The 19,697-nt window shown below is 65.0% G+C and carries 17 protein-coding genes; 7 read left to right on the top strand and 10 right to left on the bottom strand.

Going from position 1 to position 19,697, the window contains the following annotated elements; translation table 11 throughout:
* Nucleotides 1-491, bottom strand: a 491-nt coding sequence (locus tag G3N97_RS24675; RefSeq protein WP_205995604.1) for an alpha/beta fold hydrolase, incomplete at its 3' end; no start/stop codon positions are given.
* Nucleotides 488-1,522, bottom strand: a complete 1,035-nt coding sequence (locus tag G3N97_RS24670) for a M14 family zinc carboxypeptidase (protein WP_205995602.1) — start codon at nt 1,520-1,522, stop codon at nt 488-490. The genes G3N97_RS24675 and G3N97_RS24670, both read right to left, overlap by 4 nt.
* 318 nt (nt 1,523-1,840) lie before the next feature.
* On the opposite strand from G3N97_RS24670, the gene phnC reads away from it, so the two are divergent.
* The 4 genes from phnC (at nt 1,841) to G3N97_RS24650 (ending at nt 5,715) form a co-directional block, all read left to right on the top strand.
* Nucleotides 1,841-2,722: a phosphonate ABC transporter ATP-binding protein gene (gene phnC / locus G3N97_RS24665; RefSeq protein ID WP_205995600.1), complete on the top strand. Its 882-nt coding sequence runs from the start codon at nt 1,841-1,843 to the stop codon at nt 2,720-2,722.
* A gap of 62 nt (nt 2,723-2,784) precedes the next feature.
* Entirely contained in the window at nt 2,785-3,771 is a 987-nt protein-coding gene (phnD, locus tag G3N97_RS24660; protein WP_205995598.1) for a phosphonate ABC transporter substrate-binding protein, read from the top strand.
* Between the two features lie 80 nt (nt 3,772-3,851).
* Entirely contained in the window at nt 3,852-4,622 is a 771-nt protein-coding gene (phnE, locus tag G3N97_RS24655) for a phosphonate ABC transporter, permease protein PhnE (protein ID WP_205995608.1), read from the top strand.
* Between the two features lie 256 nt (nt 4,623-4,878).
* Entirely contained in the window at nt 4,879-5,715 is an 837-nt protein-coding gene (locus G3N97_RS24650) for an EamA family transporter (RefSeq protein WP_074981272.1), read from the top strand.
* An 83-nt stretch (nt 5,716-5,798) separates the two neighbouring features.
* On the opposite strand, the gene G3N97_RS24645 is transcribed toward G3N97_RS24650, so the two are convergent.
* On the bottom strand, nt 5,799-7,562 hold the full coding sequence (locus G3N97_RS24645) for a PLP-dependent aminotransferase family protein (protein WP_205995596.1): 1,764 nt from the start codon (nt 7,560-7,562) through the stop codon (nt 5,799-5,801).
* A 124-nt stretch (nt 7,563-7,686) separates the two neighbouring features.
* On the opposite strand from G3N97_RS24645, the gene gabT reads away from it, so the two are divergent.
* On the top strand, nt 7,687-8,979 hold the full coding sequence (gabT, locus tag G3N97_RS24640) for a 4-aminobutyrate--2-oxoglutarate transaminase (RefSeq protein WP_065057639.1): 1,293 nt from the start codon (nt 7,687-7,689) through the stop codon (nt 8,977-8,979).
* A gap of 188 nt (nt 8,980-9,167) precedes the next feature.
* Nucleotides 9,168-10,619 (top strand): NADP-dependent succinate-semialdehyde dehydrogenase, encoded by a 1,452-nt coding sequence (gene gabD / locus G3N97_RS24635; protein WP_065057638.1) that lies wholly within the window; start codon nt 9,168-9,170, stop codon nt 10,617-10,619.
* A gap of 125 nt (nt 10,620-10,744) precedes the next feature.
* Here gabD and G3N97_RS24630 read toward each other — a convergent pair whose 3' ends face one another.
* From G3N97_RS24630 to cyoA, 6 genes are all read right to left on the bottom strand, one after another.
* Nucleotides 10,745-11,365, bottom strand: a complete 621-nt coding sequence (locus tag G3N97_RS24630; RefSeq protein ID WP_205995606.1) for a hypothetical protein — start codon at nt 11,363-11,365, stop codon at nt 10,745-10,747.
* 323 nt (nt 11,366-11,688) lie between these two features.
* Nucleotides 11,689-12,891: a 3-oxoadipyl-CoA thiolase gene (pcaF, locus tag G3N97_RS24625; protein WP_205995594.1), complete on the bottom strand. Its 1,203-nt coding sequence runs from the start codon at nt 12,889-12,891 to the stop codon at nt 11,689-11,691.
* 315 nt (nt 12,892-13,206) lie between these two features.
* Nucleotides 13,207-13,524 carry a cytochrome o ubiquinol oxidase subunit IV gene (gene cyoD, locus G3N97_RS24620; RefSeq protein ID WP_205995592.1) on the bottom strand — a complete coding sequence of 106 codons (318 nt, stop codon included), beginning with the start codon at nt 13,522-13,524 and terminating at the stop codon, nt 13,207-13,209.
* Entirely contained in the window at nt 13,525-14,136 is a 612-nt protein-coding gene (gene cyoC / locus G3N97_RS24615; RefSeq protein ID WP_205995590.1) for a cytochrome o ubiquinol oxidase subunit III, read from the bottom strand.
* 3 nt (nt 14,137-14,139) lie between these two features.
* On the bottom strand, nt 14,140-16,143 hold the full coding sequence (gene cyoB / locus G3N97_RS24610) for a cytochrome o ubiquinol oxidase subunit I (RefSeq protein ID WP_205995588.1): 2,004 nt from the start codon (nt 16,141-16,143) through the stop codon (nt 14,140-14,142).
* Nucleotides 16,144-16,149: 6 nt separating this feature from the next.
* Nucleotides 16,150-17,043, bottom strand: a complete 894-nt coding sequence (gene cyoA / locus G3N97_RS24605) for a ubiquinol oxidase subunit II (RefSeq protein WP_205995587.1) — start codon at nt 17,041-17,043, stop codon at nt 16,150-16,152.
* 655 nt (nt 17,044-17,698) lie between these two features.
* Here cyoA and G3N97_RS24600 point away from each other — a divergent pair.
* Complete coding sequence (locus G3N97_RS24600; RefSeq protein ID WP_065057726.1) at nt 17,699-18,523, top strand: IclR family transcriptional regulator; 825 nt, start codon at nt 17,699-17,701, stop codon at nt 18,521-18,523.
* A 46-nt stretch (nt 18,524-18,569) separates the two neighbouring features.
* Here the strand turns inward: G3N97_RS24600 and G3N97_RS24595 are convergent, their stop codons facing one another.
* The gene (locus tag G3N97_RS24595; RefSeq protein WP_065057632.1) at nt 18,570-19,463 is read right to left on the bottom strand and encodes a LysR family transcriptional regulator; all 894 of its coding nucleotides are present in this window, start codon (nt 19,461-19,463) and stop codon (nt 18,570-18,572) included.
* Nucleotides 19,464-19,697: the final 234 nt, after the last annotated feature.

Below are 19,697 nucleotides of genomic sequence, written 5' to 3'. Positions count from 1 at the left end.
AGGCGCGCGCAGGTCGCGGCATGAATGCGCGTCTCGGCCACGCCGATACGGTCGCGCCCGCGCCAGTGCTGCGCCGCGTGCAGCAGCGCGGGCCACGCGGCGGGCCGCAGACGTTCGTCGAAGCGGCTAAAGGGCCGCATGCTCGTGTTGACCAGCACGAGTCGCGCGATGTCGGCCGGATAACGCAGCGCCCACGCCGTCGCGACCATGCCGCCGAGCGACATCGCCAGCACGCGATACGGCGGCGCGCCGTCGCCCTGCCCGAGCGCGCGCTGAAGCTCGCGGCGCACGACGTCGACGTATTCGCTCACTTCGAGCGGCGAGATCGCGTGATGACGCGTGCCGTTGCCGGGCAGATCGACGGGCAGCACGGCGCCGCAACGCGCTTCGAGCAGCGACGCGAACGCACCCCAATGACGCGATTCGCGCGTGAGGCCGCGCAGCAGGATCCACGGCGACGGATTCGGATCCGGATTCGGGTTCGCGCTCATACGCCGGGCCGCTGATACCAGTGTCCGATCGCGCTTTGCAGCACCTGCTGCCGCGCGACGCCTGCGGGCAGCCAGCGCTCGGACGAATACGCGGCGCGCGTGAGGAAATCGAACAGATTGGCGTGACGCCGCAGCACGCGCGCGGTGCGATGCTGCATCACCGGATTGAACATGCCCTGGCGCGAAAAGATCTGGCGCGGATTTTTCTTGATCCACAGCCACGAACCGAGTTCGAGCGTGAGCGGCAGAAACACGTTGTCGGCGGGCGCGCGATCGTACGCGCAATCCCACAGATCGCCGTGCAGCAGATATTGATGGCTCTGCGGCTCGAACGTGTAACCGTGATGCGGATGCGCGCGCTCGAACATGGTTTTCAGCACGTACATTTCAGGCAGATGACGCATGAGCTGGCGCGTGCGCGCGTACGGAAACCAGATGCTGTCGCTCCAGCCGTAACCCGAATGACAGTCGAGCGCGAACGCGAGCGGCCGGTTCGTCAGTTCCTCGTCGACGACCTTGAGCAGCGCCGAGGCTTCGGTTTCCATCATCGCGCCGCGCCGTCCGCGATACCACGGCAGCCACGATCCCACGCGCTGCCCGCCCGCGAGAAAGGGCACGCGCTCGTCGGCGTCCTGCGGCGCGTTGCGCATCAGATCGACGCCGTTCGGATTGGCGCGCGTGGCGAGCCACATGCCGCCGGGATTGACGATGGGCATCATCACGAGCCGCACCGATTCGAGCTGGCGCATCAGCAATTCGTCCCACGCGAGACGGCCCACGAGCGCGCGCATGTAATCGAGCACGAGTTGCGAGCCGATGCGTTCGAGCCCGTGAATGCCGCCGAAGAAGCCGATCGCCGGCGCGTGCGGATCGCGCGAGCCCACGGCCGCCACGTAGAGCGAAAACGGCCGCCCGCGCACCTCGACCTCGCCCGCGCTGCGGATGTCGAACCAGGGCGAGCCCGCGTCGAGGAGCGTTTTCAGGTCCTCGTATTCGGCGAAGCTGTCGGGAAGGAAGCTCAGTGCCTGCATGGCGGCGCAAGTCGTCGCTCGTTCGGTTCAAGGGAAACAGCGCGGCATTCGAAAACCGGGGACAGCACATGCGTTTGCCAACAATATAGCCTTTTCATGCGACATATCGCGTGACATCTGCGAGACGTCACACAGATGTCATCACTTCGACTTGCTGGCTTCATTCGACGCGTTTTCAGTCATGTAGTCGTCTAGACGTCGCGATGCCTTCACTCAACCGTCATAGTCGCTTCCTAGAATGTCCCCGACTCGAGCACGGGACGCACACGCCTCCCACTCATCGGATGAATCAAGCAGGACGCTGACATGAGCGCGCAAATGGACGCAATTCGAATCGAACGACTGTCGAAGACTTTTGGACCGCAGCGCAAGGCGCTCGACGAAATCAACCTGCGCGTGGGCACGGGTGAAATGGTCGCGCTGATCGGCGCATCGGGATCGGGCAAATCGACTTTGCTGCGCCATATCGCGGGCTTCGTCGCCGCCGATCCGCAGCCTTCGCGCATCGAGATTCTCGGCCGCCCAATCCAGCAGGACGGACGCATCGTGCGCGAAGTGCGCCGCATTCGCCGCGACGTCGGCTTCGTGTTTCAGCAATTCAATCTCGTGCATCGTTTGACCGTCGAGACCAACGTGCTGATCGGCGCGCTCGCGCGCCTGCCGCTGTGGCGCCGTCTCACGGGCCGCTTTCCGCGCAGCGAGCGCGAGCTGTCGATTGCGGCGCTCGCGGAAGTGGGCATCGCCGATAAAGCGTACGAGCGTGCCGCGAATCTTTCCGGCGGCCAGCAGCAGCGCGCCGCGCTCGCGCGTGCGCTGGTGCAGCGCGCACGCCTGATTCTCGCCGACGAACCGATCGCCTCGCTCGATCCCGAATCGTCGCGCCGCGTGATGGACATGCTGCGCATGCTCAATCGCAATCACGGGCTCACGGTGGTCGTGTCGCTGCATCAGGTGGATATCGCCATGCAGTATTGCCCGCGCACGGTCGCGCTGCGCGACGGCCGCGTGGTCTACGACGGACCGTCCGCCGCGCTCACGCCCGAGTTGCTGCAAAAGCTCTACGGCAGCGCCGCGCGCGAATTGCTCGACGCGGATGGCGCGCCCGCTCAGTCGCCTGATCAATCGCCGGAACAGCCGCTCGATCCATCCCTTCCGCAAGCACGCATGCAGCATTTCGGCGCGCAGCCGACGGCGGCCTGACCTGCTTCACCGCATCGCACGCAAACGTTTTCTCTTCCCCAACGAACCGGACCGCCTCTCACATGAAACTGATCCGTTCCCTGCTTTCCTGCTGCGCCGCCGGCGCCGTGGCCTTCGCCGCGCTCGGCGCATCGGCCGCTCGCGCCGACGACCTGAGCTTCGGCATTATTTCGACCGATTCGTCAGCAGTCCTCAAGCAGCGCTGGCAACCGTTCATCGACGATCTGAATCGTCAGACGGGTCTGCACGTGAATGCGTTCTTCGCCACCGACTATTCGGGCATTATCGAAGCGATGCGCTTCAACAAGGTGCAGATCGGCTATTTCGGCAATGCCTCGGCGATGGAAGCCGTGGACCGCTCGAACGGCGAAGTGTTCGCGAAGGTGCTCTACGCGAATGGCGACGCGGGCTACAAGTCGGTGCTGATCACCAACGTGAACAGCCGCGTGAAGACGCTCGATGACGTATTCAAGAATCCTAAGGATCTTACGTTGGGCTGGGGCGATCCGAATTCCACGTCGGGCTCGCTGGTGCCCGGTTATTATCTGTTCGCGCAGCGCAATCTGCCGGTGAACGCGACCACGTTCAAGACCGTGCTGCCGTCGAGCCATGAAGCGAACCTGCTCGCCGTGGTGAACAACAAGGTCGATATCGCCACCAACAACACGATGGAACTGGCCACGCTGGAGCGCAAGCATCCGGACCGTTTCAAGGAAGTGCGCGTGCTGTGGACCTCGCCGCTGATTCCGTCCGATCCGCTCGTGATGCGCAAGGATCTGCCCGAAGCGACCAAGCAGAAGCTGCGCGACTTCTTCTATCACTACGCGAAGACCGATCCGCGCGAGAAGAAAATCATGGCCGATATCACCGGCTACGCGGGCTTCGCGCCGTCGAGCGACGAGCAACTGTTGCCGATCCGCCAGATCGCGCTGTTCCAGCAAAAGCAGAAGATCGCCGCCGACACCCATCTCTCCGACGACGACCGCAAGAGCCAGATCGCGGCCATCGACGCGAAGATCGGCGCGCTCAACGCCCCGGCGAAACCGTGATGGGCGCGATGGACTTCGACGCCTCGCGGCTTGCGCCGCAGAACGCCCAGAACGTGCAGAGCGCTGAAGCGAAAGCGCGCATGCAAGCCGCCGCCAGCAAGCGCAGCTGGTCCTCGCTCGTACTCTGGGCGCTGGTGCTGATGCTGCTCGGCGCGGCGTGGCACGGCGCGGACATGCGCCCGCTCGACCTGCTCTCCGATTCGGCCAACATGGGCACCTTCGCGGAAGGCTTCTTTCCGCCCGACTTCCACGAGTGGCGCACCTACGTGCATGAGATGTGGGTGACGATCGCGGTCGCGCTCTGGGGCACGGCGCTCGCCATCGTCTGCGCGGTGCCGTGCGGGCTGATGTCGGCGCACAATCTCGCGCCGGCCTGGGTGCTGCATCCGGTGCGCCGCCTGATGGACGCGTGCCGCGCCATCAACGAGATGGTGTTCGCGATGCTCTTCATCGTCGCGGTCGGGCTCGGGCCGTTCGCGGGCGTGCTCGCGCTGTGGGTGCACACGACGGGCGTGCTCGCGAAGCTGTTCGCGGAAGCCGTCGAAGCCATCGATCCGCGTCCCGCCGAAGGCGTGCGCGCGACCGGCGCCACGCCGCTCGACGAAATCATCTACGGCGTGCTGCCGCAGGTCATGCCGCTGTGGATCTCCTACGCGCTCTACCGTTTCGAGTCGAACGTGCGCTCGGCGATGGTGGTGGGCATGGTGGGCGCGGGCGGCATCGGCGTCGTGCTCTACGAGGAAATCCGCTCGTTCGACTATCAGCAGACTTCCGCGGTGCTCATCATGGTCGTGGCCGTGGTGACGATCATCGATCTGGTCTCGGCGCGGCTGCGCGCGCGAGTGATCTGAGCGGCGTTCTTCCGGGCGCTGATTTCCCCTCTCGCTTCTCGACGCGAGCCCCGGTTCCGCGGCTCGCGTCGCGCTTTCCGGCACGCCGCCACACCCCGCTTTCAATTCACTGGCATCGCCCGGCATTCACTGGAATAATGGAGGGCTTGCGGCAATTTGCATCTCTTTGTGGCAAATTGTGGCAGTCGTCGCAGCGTGTCGCACCTTGCCGCGCCGCGCTTTCCCCCTCCAACCGCCTCACCCGCGATCACTTTCGATGGCCAGTTTCGTCGTCCTGCTGGTTTTGCTCTCGGCGCTCATGCACGCGAGCTGGAATGCCTTCCTTCATCTCTCGAACGACCGCGTCTGGCTGCTCGGGATGTTCTCCGTGCCGTATGTGATCGTGAGCGCGATCGGCGTGTGCGTGCTGCCGCTGCCCGACGCCGCGAGCTGGCCCTATATCGCCGCGTCCGCCGTGCTCGAACTCGCGTACTGCTTCACGCTCGTGCGCGCGTATCGCAGCGGCGACTTCGGCCAGATCTACCCGATCGCGCGCGGACTCTCGCCCTTGCTGATCTCGGCGGGCGCGCTGGTGTTCGCGCACGAAGCACTGCACGCAGTGGCCGCGACGGGCGTGGTGCTCGTGTCGCTCGGCATCATGTCGCTGGCGTTCCGGCGCGGCATGCGCTTCTCGGGCGAAAGCGTGCCGTACGCACTGCTCACGGGTCTGTTCATCGCGGTCTATTCGATCGTCGACGGACTCGGCGCGCGCGCCGCCGGCAACGCGCTCAGCTACATCATGTGGGTGTATCTGCTCTGGAACGTGCCGCAATTTTTGATTGTCTGCAAGCTGCGCGGCGGCGCGGCGCAGATGTTCACGTCGAAGGCCGCCGTCGCGCGCGGCATGCTCGCAGGCGTGCTCGCGCTCGTCGCGTACTGCTTCGTGATCGAGGCGTTCCGCTTCCTGCCGATCGCGATGGTCTCCGCGCTGCGCGAACTGTCGTCGATCTTCGCGGTGCTGATCGGCTGGCTCTTCATGAAGGAGCAGCTCACGGCGCGCCGCATGATCGCGTGCGCGCTCGTCACCTGCGGCGCGGTGCTGATCCGGCTTTGAACGCGCTTTGAACCCGCTTTGAACCCGCTTTGAACCCGCTTTAAAACCGCTTTGAACCCGAAAGGCGCGCGTTCGCGCGACGCTCAGGCGAAGCTCGGCAAAGTCGCGTCGATGGCTTCGGCGAGCGTGTCGAACGCGGGCGCGATGTCCTCGTCGGGCACGCACGCATAGCCGATCAGCAAGCCCGACGCCGCACGCTCGCGCGCCGAGTAATACCCCGACAAGGGCCGCACGACGATGTTGCGCGCGAGCGCGGCCTCGGCCACGGCGCGGTCGTCGCTGCCTTCGGGCAACTGCATGACGACGTGCAGACCCGCGTCGCCGCCCAGCGCGGGCAGCGCGTCGCCATAACGGCGCGTGGCGGCGTCGAGCAGCGCCTGGCGCCGCTGGCCGTAAAGCGCGCGCATCTTGCGGATATGCGACGTGAAATGCCCCTCGGCGATGAACTCCGCCAGCACGGCCTGCTGCAGCAACTGCCCTTCGCGATACAGCTCCGCGCTCGCGGTGGCGAAGCTCTCGGCGAGCGGTTCGGGCGCGACCAGATAGCCGACGCGCAGGCCCGGAAACAGCGTCTTGCCGAAGCTGCCCACGTAGATCACCTGCCCCGCCGTATCGAGCCCTTGCAGCGACGCGAGCGGCCGGCTGCCGTAGCGGAATTCGCTGTCGTAATCGTCCTCGATGATCCAGCACTGATGCTGGCGCGCGTACTCGAGCAGCATGCGGCGGCGCGCGAGACTCATCACCATGCCGAGCGGATATTGATGTGACGGCGTGACGAGGATGAGCTTCGGCGGCGGCGCGGCGAAATCGGCGGCGGACGGGTTGAGGCCCTCGCTGTCGACGGCGACCGGACGCGCCTTCAGCCCCGAAACGTGCAGCACGCTGCGCACGCCCCAGTAGCAGGGGTCTTCGGTCCAGATGGTGTCGCCGGGATCGGACAGCAGCCGCACCGCGAGGTCGATCGACTGGTGGATGCCGGTCGTGATGATGATCTGCTCGGGCGAGCAGCGCACCGAACGCGAAGTGCGCAGATAGTCGGCGAGCACGTGACGCAGCAGCGCGAGGCCGCCGCCCGGCGCGTAGGTCAGCAGGTCGGGGCGCAGGCTGCGCCAGTATTTGTTGTGCAGACGCGTCCAGACGCGCGCGGGAAAGCGCGAGACGTCGGGGACGCCGGGCATGAACGCGCCGCCCTGGCGCTTCGAGACGCCCGCGCCCGCGATCAGGCGCGCGCCGCGCGTGGACAAGGCGCGCGCGGCGGGACGATGGAAAGGCGCGGTTGCGGGCAGAATTAGCGGCGAGGTTTCGGGGAGCGTTGCGGCCTGCGTTGCGGAGGCGAGCGACGCGTGGCCGGAGCCGTCAGAACCAACAGAGCCGCCCGCGCGTGCCGAACCCGGCAAACTCCCCGCGCCCGTATCCGCCTTGCCTTGCGCCTCGACGCCCGCTCCGGCCAACCCCGCCGCACGCCGCCCGTCGGGGCTGTTAGTTGCAATCCCGCCGCCGATCCGCGCGGCTCCTGACAGCGACGCATTTTTCCGCCCATCGATAGAGCCAATTTCCGCCGCGCCGACGATCTCGTCCGGCGACGTATCGGCGACGAAGGTGCCGCGCCCGGTCGCCGACGTCACATAGCCTTCGAGCACCAATTGCTCGTAGACCTGCGTCACGGTATTGCGCGCGATCCCCAATTCCGCCGCCAGCAGCCGCGAGGACGGCACGCGCGCGCCCGCGGGCAGCTCGCGCGACAGGATCGCCTGCTGCAGCAGCCGGTGCAACTGGCGATAGACGGGCTGTCCGCTGCCGCGCTCGATCCGCTGGGCCAGCCAGTCGGACAGGACACTCGCACGCATCGAAATTGGCTCCTATGAATTTATTTGAATGGCTCTGAAATTTAGAGCCAAACGTGAGTATAGTCGCGCCATGGACTGCTTGCCGGTCCACCAACCAATCCGAAAACCGAAGTTTGTGAAGGAGATGAACGTGAGCAAGAACGCCGATCTGCAGAGCCGCAAGGACGCCATCACGCCGCGTGGCGTGGGCGTGATGTGCAACTTCTACGCCGAGCGCGCTGAAAACGCGGAACTGTGGGACGTCGAAGGCCGCCGCGTCATCGACTTCGCCGCCGGCATCGCCGTGTGCAACACGGGCCACCGCCATCCGAAGATCGTCGCCGCCATCAAGGCGCAGCTCGACCGCTTCACGCACACCGCCTACCAGATCGTGCCGTACGAGTCGTACGTCTCGCTGGCCGAAAAGGTCGCCGCGCGCGCACCGGGCAGCTTCGCGAAGAAGGCCGCGTTCTTCACGACCGGCGCGGAAGCCGTCGAAAACGCCGTCAAGATCGCACGCGCCTCGACCGGCCGTCCGGGCGTGATCGCCTTCGCGGGCGGTTTCCACGGCCGCACGATGATGGGCATGGCGCTCACCGGCAAGGTCGCGCCGTACAAGCTGAACTTCGGCCCGTTCCCGTCCGACGTCTACCACGCGCCGTACCCCAACGCGGTTCACGGCATCAGCACGGCCGACTCGCTCAAGCACATCGAAATGCTGTTCAAGGCCGACATCGATCCGAAGCGCGTCGCCGCGATCATCTTCGAACCGGTTCAGGGCGAAGGCGGCTTCTACCAGGCGCCGGCGGACTTCGTGCGCGGCCTGCGCAAGATCTGCGACACGCACGGCATCCTGCTGATCGCCGACGAAGTGCAAACGGGCTTCGCGCGCACCGGCAAGCTGTTCGCGATGGAACACTACGACGTCACGCCTGACCTCATGACGATCGCCAAGAGCCTGGCCGGCGGCATGCCGCTGTCGGGCGTGGTCGGCCGCGCGGAAGTCATGGACGCGGCAGCGCCCGGCGGCCTCGGCGGCACGTACGCGGGCAACCCGCTGGCCGTAGCGTCGGCGCACGCGGTGATCGAGATCATCGAAGAAGAAAAGCTCTGCGAGCGCGCCACGAAGCTCGGCGACAAGCTCAAGGCCAAGCTCAATGCGATGAAGGCGGAAGTGCCGCAAATCGCCGACGTGCGCGGCCCGGGCGCGATGAACGCCGTCGAATTCTGCAAGCCGGGCACGAGCGACGCCGACGCCGACTTCACGAAGCGCGTGCAAACCGCCGCGCTCAACCGCGGCCTGCTGCTGCTGGTTTGCGGCGTGTACTCGAACGTCGTGCGTTTCCTGTTCCCGCTGACGATCCAGGACAACGTGTTCGACGAAGCGCTCGCGATTCTCGAAGAGTCGATCAAGGAAGCCGTGGGCGTGCCGGCGTAAGCCTCGCACCTCGCCGGTCGCCTCTCGCGCCTCACATCGAAACACCGGCCCGCCGCGCGCGGGCCATCCCCTGACGGCACACCGGCGCTTGCCGCTGTGCCGTTCGTCGTTGTGCGCCGCGCGCCATCGTCGCGCGCGCGCCAGCCACGTCAAACCGAAACGAATCGAAGCCTGTCGGGAGTTCCAGAATGAACCTGAAAGACGCATCGCTGCTGAAGAATCTGGCCTACATCAACGGCGAATGGCAAGGCGCCGAAGACGGTGCCACGCTCGACGTGACCAATCCCGCCACCGGCGCGCTGATCGGCACGGTGCCGCGCATGGGCGCCGCCGAAACGCGCCGCGCGATCGCCGCCGCGAACGCCGCGTGGCCGAAGTGGCGCGCGAAGACCGCGAAGGAACGCAGCGTCATCCTGCGCAAGTGGCATGACCTGATGATGGAAAACGCCGACGACCTCGCGCTGATCCTCACGACCGAACAAGGCAAGCCGCTTGCCGAAGCGAAGGGCGAAATCGGCTACGCCGCTTCGTTCCTCGAATGGTTCGCGGAAGAAGGCAAGCGCATTTACGGCGACACGATCCCGACCGTCGCCAACGACAAGCGCCTCGTCGTGACGAAGGAAGCGATCGGCGTCTGCGCCGCGATCACGCCGTGGAATTTCCCCGCCGCGATGATCACGCGCAAGGTCGGCCCCGCGCTCGCCGCCGGTTGTCCGATCGTCCTCAAGCCCGCCGAAGCCACGCCGTTCTCGGCGCTCGCGCTGGCCGTGCTGGCCGAACGCGCGGGCGTGCCCGCGGGCATCTTCAGCGTCGTCACGGGCGACCCGAAGGCCATCGGCGGCGAACTGACGAGCAATCCGACCGTGCGCAAGCTGTCGTTCACGGGCTCGACGCCGGTCGGCCGCCTGCTGATGAGCCAGTGCGCCTCGACGGTCAAGAAGGTCTCGCTCGAACTCGGCGGCAACGCGCCGTTCATCGTGTTCGACGATGCCGACATCGACGCCGCCGTCGCGGGCGCGATCGCTTCGAAGTACCGCAACAGCGGCCAGACCTGCGTCTGCACGAACCGCTTCTACGTGCACGACGCCGTGTACGACACGTTCGCCGCGAAGCTCAAGGACGCGGTCGAAAAGCTCAAGGTCGGCCTCGGCACCGAGAACGGCGTGACGCAAGGTCCGCTGATCAACGAAGCGGCCGTGCTGAAGGTGGAATCGCATATCGAGGACGCGCTCGGCAAGGGCGCGCAGGTGCTGACGGGCGGCAAGCGCCACGCGCTCGGCCACGGCTTCTTCGAGCCGACCATCCTGACGGGCGTCACGCCTGCGATGAAGGTCGCGCGCGACGAAACCTTCGGCCCGCTCGCGCCGCTGTTCCGCTTCTCGTCGGACGAGGAAGTGATCAAGATGGCGAACGACACCGAGTTCGGCCTCGCCGCCTACTTCTACAGCCGCGACATCGGCCGCGTCTGGCGCGTGGCGGAAGCGCTCGAATACGGCATGGTCGGCATCAACACGGGCCTGATCTCGAACGAAGTCGCACCGTTCGGCGGCGTGAAGCAATCCGGCCTCGGCCGCGAAGGCTCGCACTACGGCGTGGACGACTACGTCGTCATCAAGTATCTGTGCATGGCGGGCATGTAATCCGCTTGCACGTCGCGTCGACACCGCTCGACGCGACGCTCCCGCCGATGTAAAAACGCCGGCGCATCGCGATCACTCGCGGTGCGCCGGCGTTGTCTTTTGCGCCGTCGGACGATGCACGCGACCTATTCCGACGCGCCCACCGGCGTAACCTGCGTCGCGTACGCGGACACGAACACGGCGTGCACCATGTCGCCCACTTTCAGGCTCTTGAGATCGAGATCAGACGGCGCTTCGAGCGTGACCGTCTGATACGCGCCGCGCAGCGTGACCTCGCGCTTCTTCAGATTGATGTGCTGCACCGTCGCCTGCACCTCGACCTGGCGCGCGGCGTCGTAACCCGACGAAGCGGGCAGACAGACGTTGGTATCCACGCGCTTGCGGATGCCCTTGTCGCTGCCGGTCACCTTGTTCGCCGTCACGAGCAGCGCATTTTTGTAGAGCACGTCGACGGTATCGCCAACGTTCAGTTGATCGAAATTACCGACCTGCGGGCTGAGCGCGATATCCACGTCGTTGCCGCGCGGACCGCGCAGCGTGACCACGCGCGCGGCGCGGTCGATGCCGACGATCTTCGCCTTCAGATGCACCGGCGGCACGTTGGCGATGATCGCCTGCGCCGCGCCCGCGCGCGCCGTTTGTCCGCCCGCCTGATCCGGCTGCGCGGGCTGCTCGTTTTGTGCCCACGCCGCCTGGCCGACTGCGACGCCCATCACCACGGCTGCTGCCAAAGTCGCTGCCTTCATCATCCGCGTTCTCCTTGAAAGACGGGGTTTGAATCACGATGCAACGGGACTGCGATCTATCCGCGACCAAGTTACGACCGGCGATCTCACGCCGATGTGGAGGCGATTTTACGCGCGGCTTTCTGAACGAGCGTCGTAACTGTCCGCGTCCGCTATCAGGTTATTCGCGTTGGATGCAGGACTGCGACTCGCAATCGCCAGGAATTGGACTTCGCGCAAATCAGCGGACCGTCGGGACGAAAAAAAACCGCGAACCCGGAGGTTCGCGGTTTGGCGCAACGGACGCGGCTTGTTTTAAAACATCGCCGTGCGAAGCCGCTGGCTTAGATGCGCTCGATCGCGATGGCGATGCCCTGACCGACGCCGATACACATCGTGCACAGCGCGAAACGGCCGTTGGTGCGATGCAGCTGATACATCGCCGTGGTCACGAGGCGCGCGCCGCTCATGCCGAGCGGGTGGCCCAGCGCGATTGCGCCGCCGTTCGGGTTGACGCGCGCGTCGTCGTCGGCCACGCCGAGCATGCGCAGCACCGCGAGGCCTTGCGAAGCGAACGCTTCATTGAGCTCGATCACGTCGAACTGATCGATCGTCATGTTCAGACGCGCGAGCAGCTTTTGCGTGGCCGGCGCCGGGCCGATGCCCATCACGCGCGGCGCGACGCCCGCGGTGGCGATGCCGAGCACGCGTGCGCGCGGCGTGAGGCCGAAGCGCTTGGCGTTTTCTTCGTTCGCGAGCAGCAGCGCGCAGGCGCCGTCGTTCACGCCCGAGGCGTTGCCGGCCGTCACCGAGCCGTCCTGGCCCACGACGCCCTTGAGCTTCGCGAGCGCTTCGAGGGTGGTTTCACGCGGATGCTCGTCGCGCGACACCACGAGCGGATCGCCCTTCTTCTGCGCGATCGAAACCGAGACGATTTCCTGCGCGAGCGTGCCGTCGGCGATGGCGCGCGCGGCCTTCAACTGGCTGCGCAGCGCGAAGGCGTCTTGATCGGCGCGGCTGATGTTGTAGTCGACCGCGACGTTCTCAGCCGTTTCCGGCATCGAGTCGACGCCGTATTGCTGCTTCATCAGCTTGTTGACGAAGCGCCAGCCGATGGTCGTGTCGTAGATGGCGGCGTCGCGCGCGAATGCGGTCGCGGCCTTGCCCATGACGAACGGCGCGCGGCTCATGCTTTCCACGCCGCCCGCGATCATCAGGCCCGCTTCGCCCGACTTGAGCGCGCGCGCGGCGATGCCGACGGCGTCCATGCCCGAGCCGCAGAGACGATTGACGGTCGAGCCCGGCACGGCCTGCGGCAGGCCCGCCAGCAGCGACGACATGCGCGCGACGTTGCGGTTGTCCTCGCCGGCCTGGTTCGCGCAGCCGTAGATCACGTCGTCGATCGCGGCCCAGTCCACTTCCTTGTTGCGCTCCATGAGCGCCTTGAGGGGCACGGCGCCGAGGTCGTCGGCACGAACCGGGGAAAGCGCGCCCGCGTAGCGGCCGATCGGCGTGCGAATCGCGTCGCAGATGAAAGCTTCCGTCATTGAAGTCTCCTGTCGATCCCGGCGCGAGCGCGGCGGCTCGACCCGAATCTCATGTAAAGCTGATTGAGATAGACGGACTGCGCGGGCGAAAAGGAGGGATCGAACGCGCACGTCCTCGTGCGTGATGTTCGATATGCGAACTCATGGTCGATAATCGAACATTTGGCGCCCATGATAGGCGTCGCGGCGCGCGAGTGTCAAGCGCGCATCCGGTCCATAAAGCGCAGACAAAACGGCAACGGCCGCACAGATCAAGGAACTGTGCGGCCGTTGCGGGTAGTGCCTGCGCGCCTGGCAGGACGCGCGCGATGACGCTTAGCGCGACATCATGTTCATGCTGACGTTATGCATGACCCAGATCGTGCCGAAGATCAGGAACGCAGCGGCTAACACAGTATAGGCGAGCGACACCACGTTCCAGCCTTGCCCCGACGAGTTCAGATGCAGGAAGAACACGAGGTGGACGACGACCTGCACGAAGGCCAGCACGGCAATCGCGATCAGGGCGGTGCTGGCGTCCAGCGAACCGTGCAGCACGATGCCGAACGCGCCGGCGGTCAGCAGCACCGAGAGAATGAAGCCGGTTGCATAGCTGCTGAGGCTGCCATGGGCTTCTGCTTGAGGATGAGCCATTTAGAGCACGCTCCCGAGGTAGACAAAAGAAAACACGCAGATCCAGACCACGTCCAGAAAGTGCCAGAAGAGGCTGAGGCACGTGAGACGGCGGATTGCCTGATCGTCGAGTTGCGGACGGCGCATCACCTGCACCATCAGCACGACCATCCAGACGAGGCCGAAGAACACGTGCAGACCGTGCGTGCTCACCAGCGCGAAGAACGACGAAAGGAACGCGCTGCGTTGCGGACCCGCGCCTTCGGCGATCAGGTGCGAGAACTCGTTTAGTTCGAGCCCGAGGAACGCCAGGCCGAGCACGAAGGTCACCGCCAGCCAGCCGAGCACCGCGCCGTTCTTGCGGCGGTGCGCGGCGAGCATCGCGAAACCGTAGGTGATGCTCGACAGCAGCAGTGCCGCCGTTTCGACCGCGACGTCGCCGATCTTGAACAGGTCCTTGCCCGTGGGGCCGCCCGCAAACTGATGGCCGAGCACGCCGAACGTGGCGAACAGCGACGCGAACAGAATGCAGTCGGTCATCAGGTACACCCAGAAGCCGAACACCGAGTTCGAAGGCCGATGATCGTCGTGATCGAGATCGGCGAGCGTTGCCGTATGAGTTTTCTGTAACATCGTTTAAGCCTCCAGCGCTTCCATTTCGCGCTCGGCGGCAACCGCCGCGCGATGGCGCTTCTCTTCGATCTCGCGGACCTTGGCGGCCGGAATGTAGTAGCCGTCGTGCTTGCCGAAGCTATGCACCGCAACCGTCACGACGATGGCGACGAACGCGAGCACGGCGAGCCACGTGATGTGCCAGATGCCCGCGAAGCCCAGCACGAGGCTGAACATGCCGATCAGGAAACCCGACGCCGTGTTCGACGGCATATGGATGTCCTGGTACTTCGCCGCGAGACCCAGACCATGGCCCGTTTCCTTCATGTGCGTGAAGGCGTCGATGTCATGCACCTGCGGGATGACCGCGAAGTTGTAGACCGGCGGCGGCGACGAAATCGACCATTCGAGCGTGCGCGCGCCCCACGGATCGCCCGTGACGTCCTGGCATTCCGCCTTGTTGCGGTTCACGAACGCCATCACCCATTGCAGCACCTGGAACACCACGCCCAGCGCGATGATCGCCACGCCGACGGCCGCCACGATGAACAGCGGTTGCCATGCCGGATTGTCGTAGTGGTTCAGACGGCGCGTGGCGCCCATGAAGCCGAGCACGTACAGCGGCACGAAGGCCACATAGAAACCCACGAACCAGCACCAGAACGACGCCTTGCCGAGCTTCTCGTTGGGCTTGATGCCGAACACCTTCGGGAACCAGTAGTGCAGGCCCGCGAGGTAGCCGAACACCACGCCGCCGATGATGGCGTTGTGGAAGTGAGCCACGAGGAACAGCGAGTTGTGCAGCACGAAGTCTGCACCCGGGATGGCCATCATCACGCCGGTCATGCCGCCGATCGAGAAGGTGACCATGAAGCCGATCGTCCACAGCACAGGGGCGGTGAATTCGATGCGGCCGCGATACATCGTGAACAGCCAGTTGAAGATCTTCACGCCCGTTGGGATCGCGATGATCATCGTCATGATGCCGAAGAACGCGTTGACGTCGGCGCCCGAGCCCATCGTGAAGAAGTGGTGCGCCCACACGAGGAACGCGAGAATCATGATGACGCACGAGGCGTAGACCATCGTCTTGTAGCCGAACAGCGGCTTCTTCGAGAACGTGGCCATGACTTCCGAATAGATACCGAACGCGGGCAGCACGAGGATGTACACCTCGGGGTGGCCCCACGCCCAGATCAGGTTCAGATACACCATCGGGTTGCCGCCGCCGTCATTCGTGAAGAAGTGCGTGCCGACGTAGCGGTCGAGGCCGAGCAGCGCGAGCGCGATCGTGAGGATCGGGAACGTTGCCATGATCAGCACGTTCGAGCAGAGCGCGGTCCACGTGAACACCGGCATCTTCATCAGGCTCATGCCTGGCGCGCGCATCTTGATGATCGTGACGAAGAAGTTGATCGCCGTGATCAGCGTGCCGACGCCCGAAAGCTGCAGCGCCCAGATGTAATAGTCGACCCCGACGCCTGGACTGTATTGCAGCTCCGAGAGCGGCGGATACGCGAGCCAGCCGACCTGCGCGAACTCGCCGATCACGAGCGACAGGTTCATGAGGATCGCGGCGATCGCCGTCATCCAGAACGACAGCGAGTTCAGGAACGGGAACGCCACATCGCGCGCGCCGATCTGCAGCGGCACCACGAGGTTGAACAGCCCGACCATGAGCGCCATCGCCATGAAGAAGATCATGATGACGCCGTGCGCCGTGAAGATCTGGTCGTAGTGGTGCGGCGGCAGATAGCCCGGCGCATCGAACGCCAGCGCCTGCTGGATACGCATCATGACCGCGTCGGCGAAGCCGCGCACGAGCATGAGCACGGCGACGATCATGTACATGACGCCGATACGCTTGTGGTCCACGCTCGTGAACCACTCGTTCCACAGATACTTCCACTTGCCCGTCACGGTGACGAGGCCGAGCACCGCGAGCACGATCAGCGCCATGAACGCGGCCGCGCCCATGATGATCGGCTGATCGAATGGAATCGCCTCTAATGTAAGTTTGCCGAACATGCCTGCTTACCCCTTGGTCGCGCACGACGGGTCACTGAAATTCGTGACGTGGCCGTTGTTGTACTTCGCGATAATGTTGTTGAAGAGCTTCGGGTCGACCGTCGAGAAGTACGCCACCGGCGCCTTTTCCTGCGGCTGCGCGACGCTCGCGTACTGGTCCATCGTGAGGTCGGCGCGCGACGCCTTGACCTTCTGGACCCACGCGTCGAAGTCCTGCTGGCTCGTGGCGATCGTGCGGAACTTCATGTCGGAGAAGCCGCGGCCGCTATAGTTGGACGAGATGCCCGCGTAGTCGCCCGCATGGTCGGCGATCAGGTGCAGGCGCGTCTGCATGCCCGCCATCGCGTAGACCTGGGTGCCGAGTTGCGGGATGAAGAACGAGTTCATCACCGAATCCGACGTAATGCGGAAGTTCACCGGCGTACCCACCGGCACGGCGAGCTGGTTGACCGAAGCAATGCCGAGGTCCGGGTAGATGAACAGCCATTTCCAGTCGAGCGCGACGACTTCGACGTTGATGGGCTTCGCGTTCGACTCGAGCGGCTTGTAGGGGTCGAGCTCGTGCGTGGTCTTCCAGGTGAGGATGGCGAGGAACAGGATGATGATGGCCGGAATGGTCCAGACCACCACTTCGATCGCGGTGGAGTGCGCCCACTTGGGTGCGTAGGTGGCGTCGCGGTTCGACGCTCGATAGCGCCAGGCGAAGTAGAGCGTGAGCAGGATGACGGGCACCACGACGAGCAGCATGGCCCATGTTGCCGTGGCGATGAGTTCTTTTTCGGCCACGCCCACGCTGCCCTTGGGATCGAGCAGAACCATGTTGCCGCTACATCCCGCGAGGGAGACGAGCAGCCCGCTGCCGAGGGGGATTAACCACCTTTTGAAGGCCTTTCTCTTCATAATTGCCTGATTTTCCGTTGAACCACTTTCGACGCTTCACACATTCGCTTCGCGATAAAACCGCTATGCAAAATGCACCCGTATCGTATTTGGCGAAATTCTACGGAAAGGAACTATTCGAAAATTTGATCCTCGCCAAGGTTTATCAAATGCGACAAATCTCGCCCGGCCAGGCGCGACGGAAAGACGCAAATATCTTTCAATTTGCTTTCGATCGTTGAGAGGCGGCGCGGGCGCGGCGCTGCGCCGGGCTTCCGTGGCGCAAAAGACGGCGATTGACGCCGGATAAAAAACCCATGACGCGAGCCGGACGCCCACCTGGCGCGGGCTGAATGCGACCTATTCTGTTTTGTCCGGCATTCGGAAAAAACGCCCGATTATGGATGTCGATTTAATTATCTGGGTTAATCACCACCGCATTCATTTATCCGATAAAAACTTCGCAATATCGCGCCGACAAAATATCGTCAACGCGCTTATTCGGTATGAAAATTGAGCTAAATCAAATCTACAGATAAAATGCGGAGAGGTGCCGCATGCTCGCGTCAAGCCGCCGCAGCTTTTCCCTATGCCTGTTGGCGAAACAATGCGCTTGCGCTATGGTGACGGGTTACCCACGCGCCGCCTCCCGCCCTTGATCCGACGCCACGACGCCATGACTTCCGCCACCAGCGCCTCGCCCGACCGTTCCGACGAGCAGCCGGACACGCCCGAAAAGCCGGGCGACTCCTACGTGCAGTCGTTCGCGCGCGGACTTTCCGTGATCCGGGCGTTCAACGCCGCGCACCCCGAGCAGACGCTCACCGACGTCGCCGCCGCCACCGGCCTCACGCGCGCGGGCGCGCGCCGCATCCTGCTCACGCTGCAGACGCTCGGCTACGTCGAGGCCGAAGGCCGGCTGTTCCGGCTCACGCCCAAGATTCTCGACCTCGGCTTCGCCTATCTCACGTCGATGCCGTTCTGGAATCTGGCCGAGCCGGTCATGGAAGAACTCTCGGCGACGGTTCACGAAAGCTGCTCGGCGGCCGTGCTCGACCGCACCGAAATCGTCTACGTGCTGCGCGTGCCCACGCACAAGATCATGACGATCAACCTCTCGATCGGCAGCCGCCTGCCCGCTTATTGCACGTCGATGGGCCGCGTGCTGCTGGCCGCGCTCGACGACGACGCGCTCGACGCCACGCTCGGCGCCTCGCCGCTCTACGCGCACACGCCGCGCACGGTCACCGACAAGGACGAGCTCAAGAAGATCATCGGGCAGGTGCGCGCGCAGGGCTGGGCGATCGTCGATCAGGAACTGGAAGGCGGGCTGATTTCGATCTCGGCGCCGATCCGCAACCGCCAGGGCCGCGTGATCGCCGCGATGAACATCAGCGGCAACGCTCAGCGCACGAGCGCGAAGCAGATGGTCAAGACCTTCCTCGATCCGCTTCAGCAAGCCGCGCAGCGCGTCTCCGGCATGGTTTCGCGGCGCACCTGAAGCACGCCCGCGCGCGCTTCGCTTCACGTCAGCTTCCGCTTCGACTTCAACCCGCGTCGGCGAACGCCTGCACGAGCCAGTCGGCGAAAGCGCGCACGCGCAGCGCCAGTTGCCGGCTTTGCGGATACAGCACCGACACCGGCATCGGCGGCGGCGGCTGATCCGCCAGCACGACGCACAGCTCGCCGTTGGCCAGTTGCTCGCGCACGCGATAGCGCGGCACCTGCACGAGCCCCAATCCCGCGACGGCGCCCGCCGTGTACAACTCCGCGCCGTTCACCGCCACCGGTCCGGGCAGCGTGATGTTGCGCACGCCGTCGGGCAACGCGAATTCGAGCGGATGCGCGCGCCCCGAGGCCGGCGAGAGATAGTTGACGGCCTGATGGCCGTCGAGCAGCGCATCGATCGACGCCGGATCGCCGTGACGTTCCAGATACGCCGGACTCGCGCACGTCACCTGTTCGAGCAGCGCCACGCGTCGCGCGACCATCGACGAATCGGCCAGCTCGCCCGCACGCAGCACGCAGTCGATGCCCTCGCGCACCAGATCGACGAAATGATCGCCCGAGCCGATGAACAGCTCCACACGCGGATAACGCGCGAGAAACTGCCCGAGACGCGGCATCACGAAGTAGCGCGCGAGCGTCTCCTGCATGTTCACGCGCAGACGGCCTTGCGGATCGGTCTCGCGGAACGCTTCCTCGGTTTCCTCAAGGTCGGCGAGCAGGCGCGTGCAGCGCTGATAGTAGGCGTCGCCGTCGTGCGTGGGCTTCACGTGGCGCGTGGTGCGTTCGAGCAGACGCACGCCGAGACGGGTCTCGAGGCGCTTGATCGAATTGGTGACGGTGGCGCGCGGCAGGTTCAGATCCTCGGCCGCCTGCGTGAAGCTGCGGCGGTCGACGATGCGCGTAAAGATCTGCATCTCCTGGAAACGGTCCAAGGGCGTTCTCGTTGGGGTTTGCGCATGATTCGCGGGGTCGCCTGCATCTTCTCATGCCATTCTGGAGCGGCCAAAAATAACGCGCACCGCAACGCACGCCGACGGCGGCCGTACACGGCCCGCACGATGCCGCGCTAGTCCAGCGCCACCCGCTGCACGGCGCGCACGAAGGCGGCGCCCGCCTCGTCGAGACGGCCCGAGTTGTCGATGCGCGTGAGCGACGCGCCTTCGGGC

Source organism: Paraburkholderia sp. Ac-20347, assembly GCF_017104805.1.
Classification (GTDB): Bacteria; Pseudomonadota; Gammaproteobacteria; order Burkholderiales; family Burkholderiaceae; genus Paraburkholderia; species Paraburkholderia tropica.
This window is presented reverse-complemented; position numbering and strand designations above follow the sequence as displayed.

Bases quoted from the DNA above. Each gene is read 5' to 3' on its own strand.
- gabD (WP_065057638.1), top strand. From the start codon at position 9,168: ATGAACCTGAAAGACGCATCGCTGCTGAAGAATCTGGCCTACATCAAC.
- cyoC (WP_205995590.1), bottom strand. From the start codon at position 14,136: ATGTTACAGAAAACTCATACGGCAACGCTCGCCGATCTCGATCACGAC.
- G3N97_RS24670 (WP_205995602.1), bottom strand. From the start codon at position 1,522: ATGCAGGCACTGAGCTTCCTTCCCGACAGCTTCGCCGAATACGAGGAC.
- phnD (WP_205995598.1), top strand. From the start codon at position 2,785: ATGAAACTGATCCGTTCCCTGCTTTCCTGCTGCGCCGCCGGCGCCGTG.
- phnE (WP_205995608.1), top strand. From the start codon at position 3,852: ATGCAAGCCGCCGCCAGCAAGCGCAGCTGGTCCTCGCTCGTACTCTGG.
- G3N97_RS24630 (WP_205995606.1), bottom strand. From the start codon at position 11,365: ATGAAGGCAGCGACTTTGGCAGCAGCCGTGGTGATGGGCGTCGCAGTC.
- G3N97_RS24600 (WP_065057726.1), top strand. From the start codon at position 17,699: ATGACTTCCGCCACCAGCGCCTCGCCCGACCGTTCCGACGAGCAGCCG.
- G3N97_RS24645 (WP_205995596.1), bottom strand. From the start codon at position 7,562: ATGCGTGCGAGTGTCCTGTCCGACTGGCTGGCCCAGCGGATCGAGCGC.
- cyoB (WP_205995588.1), bottom strand. From the start codon at position 16,143: ATGTTCGGCAAACTTACATTAGAGGCGATTCCATTCGATCAGCCGATC.
- cyoA (WP_205995587.1), bottom strand. From the start codon at position 17,043: ATGAAGAGAAAGGCCTTCAAAAGGTGGTTAATCCCCCTCGGCAGCGGG.
- gabT (WP_065057639.1), top strand. From the start codon at position 7,687: ATGAACGTGAGCAAGAACGCCGATCTGCAGAGCCGCAAGGACGCCATC.
- cyoD (WP_205995592.1), bottom strand. From the start codon at position 13,524: ATGGCTCATCCTCAAGCAGAAGCCCATGGCAGCCTCAGCAGCTATGCA.
- G3N97_RS24650 (WP_074981272.1), top strand. From the start codon at position 4,879: ATGGCCAGTTTCGTCGTCCTGCTGGTTTTGCTCTCGGCGCTCATGCAC.
- pcaF (WP_205995594.1), bottom strand. From the start codon at position 12,891: ATGACGGAAGCTTTCATCTGCGACGCGATTCGCACGCCGATCGGCCGC.
- phnC (WP_205995600.1), top strand. From the start codon at position 1,841: ATGGACGCAATTCGAATCGAACGACTGTCGAAGACTTTTGGACCGCAG.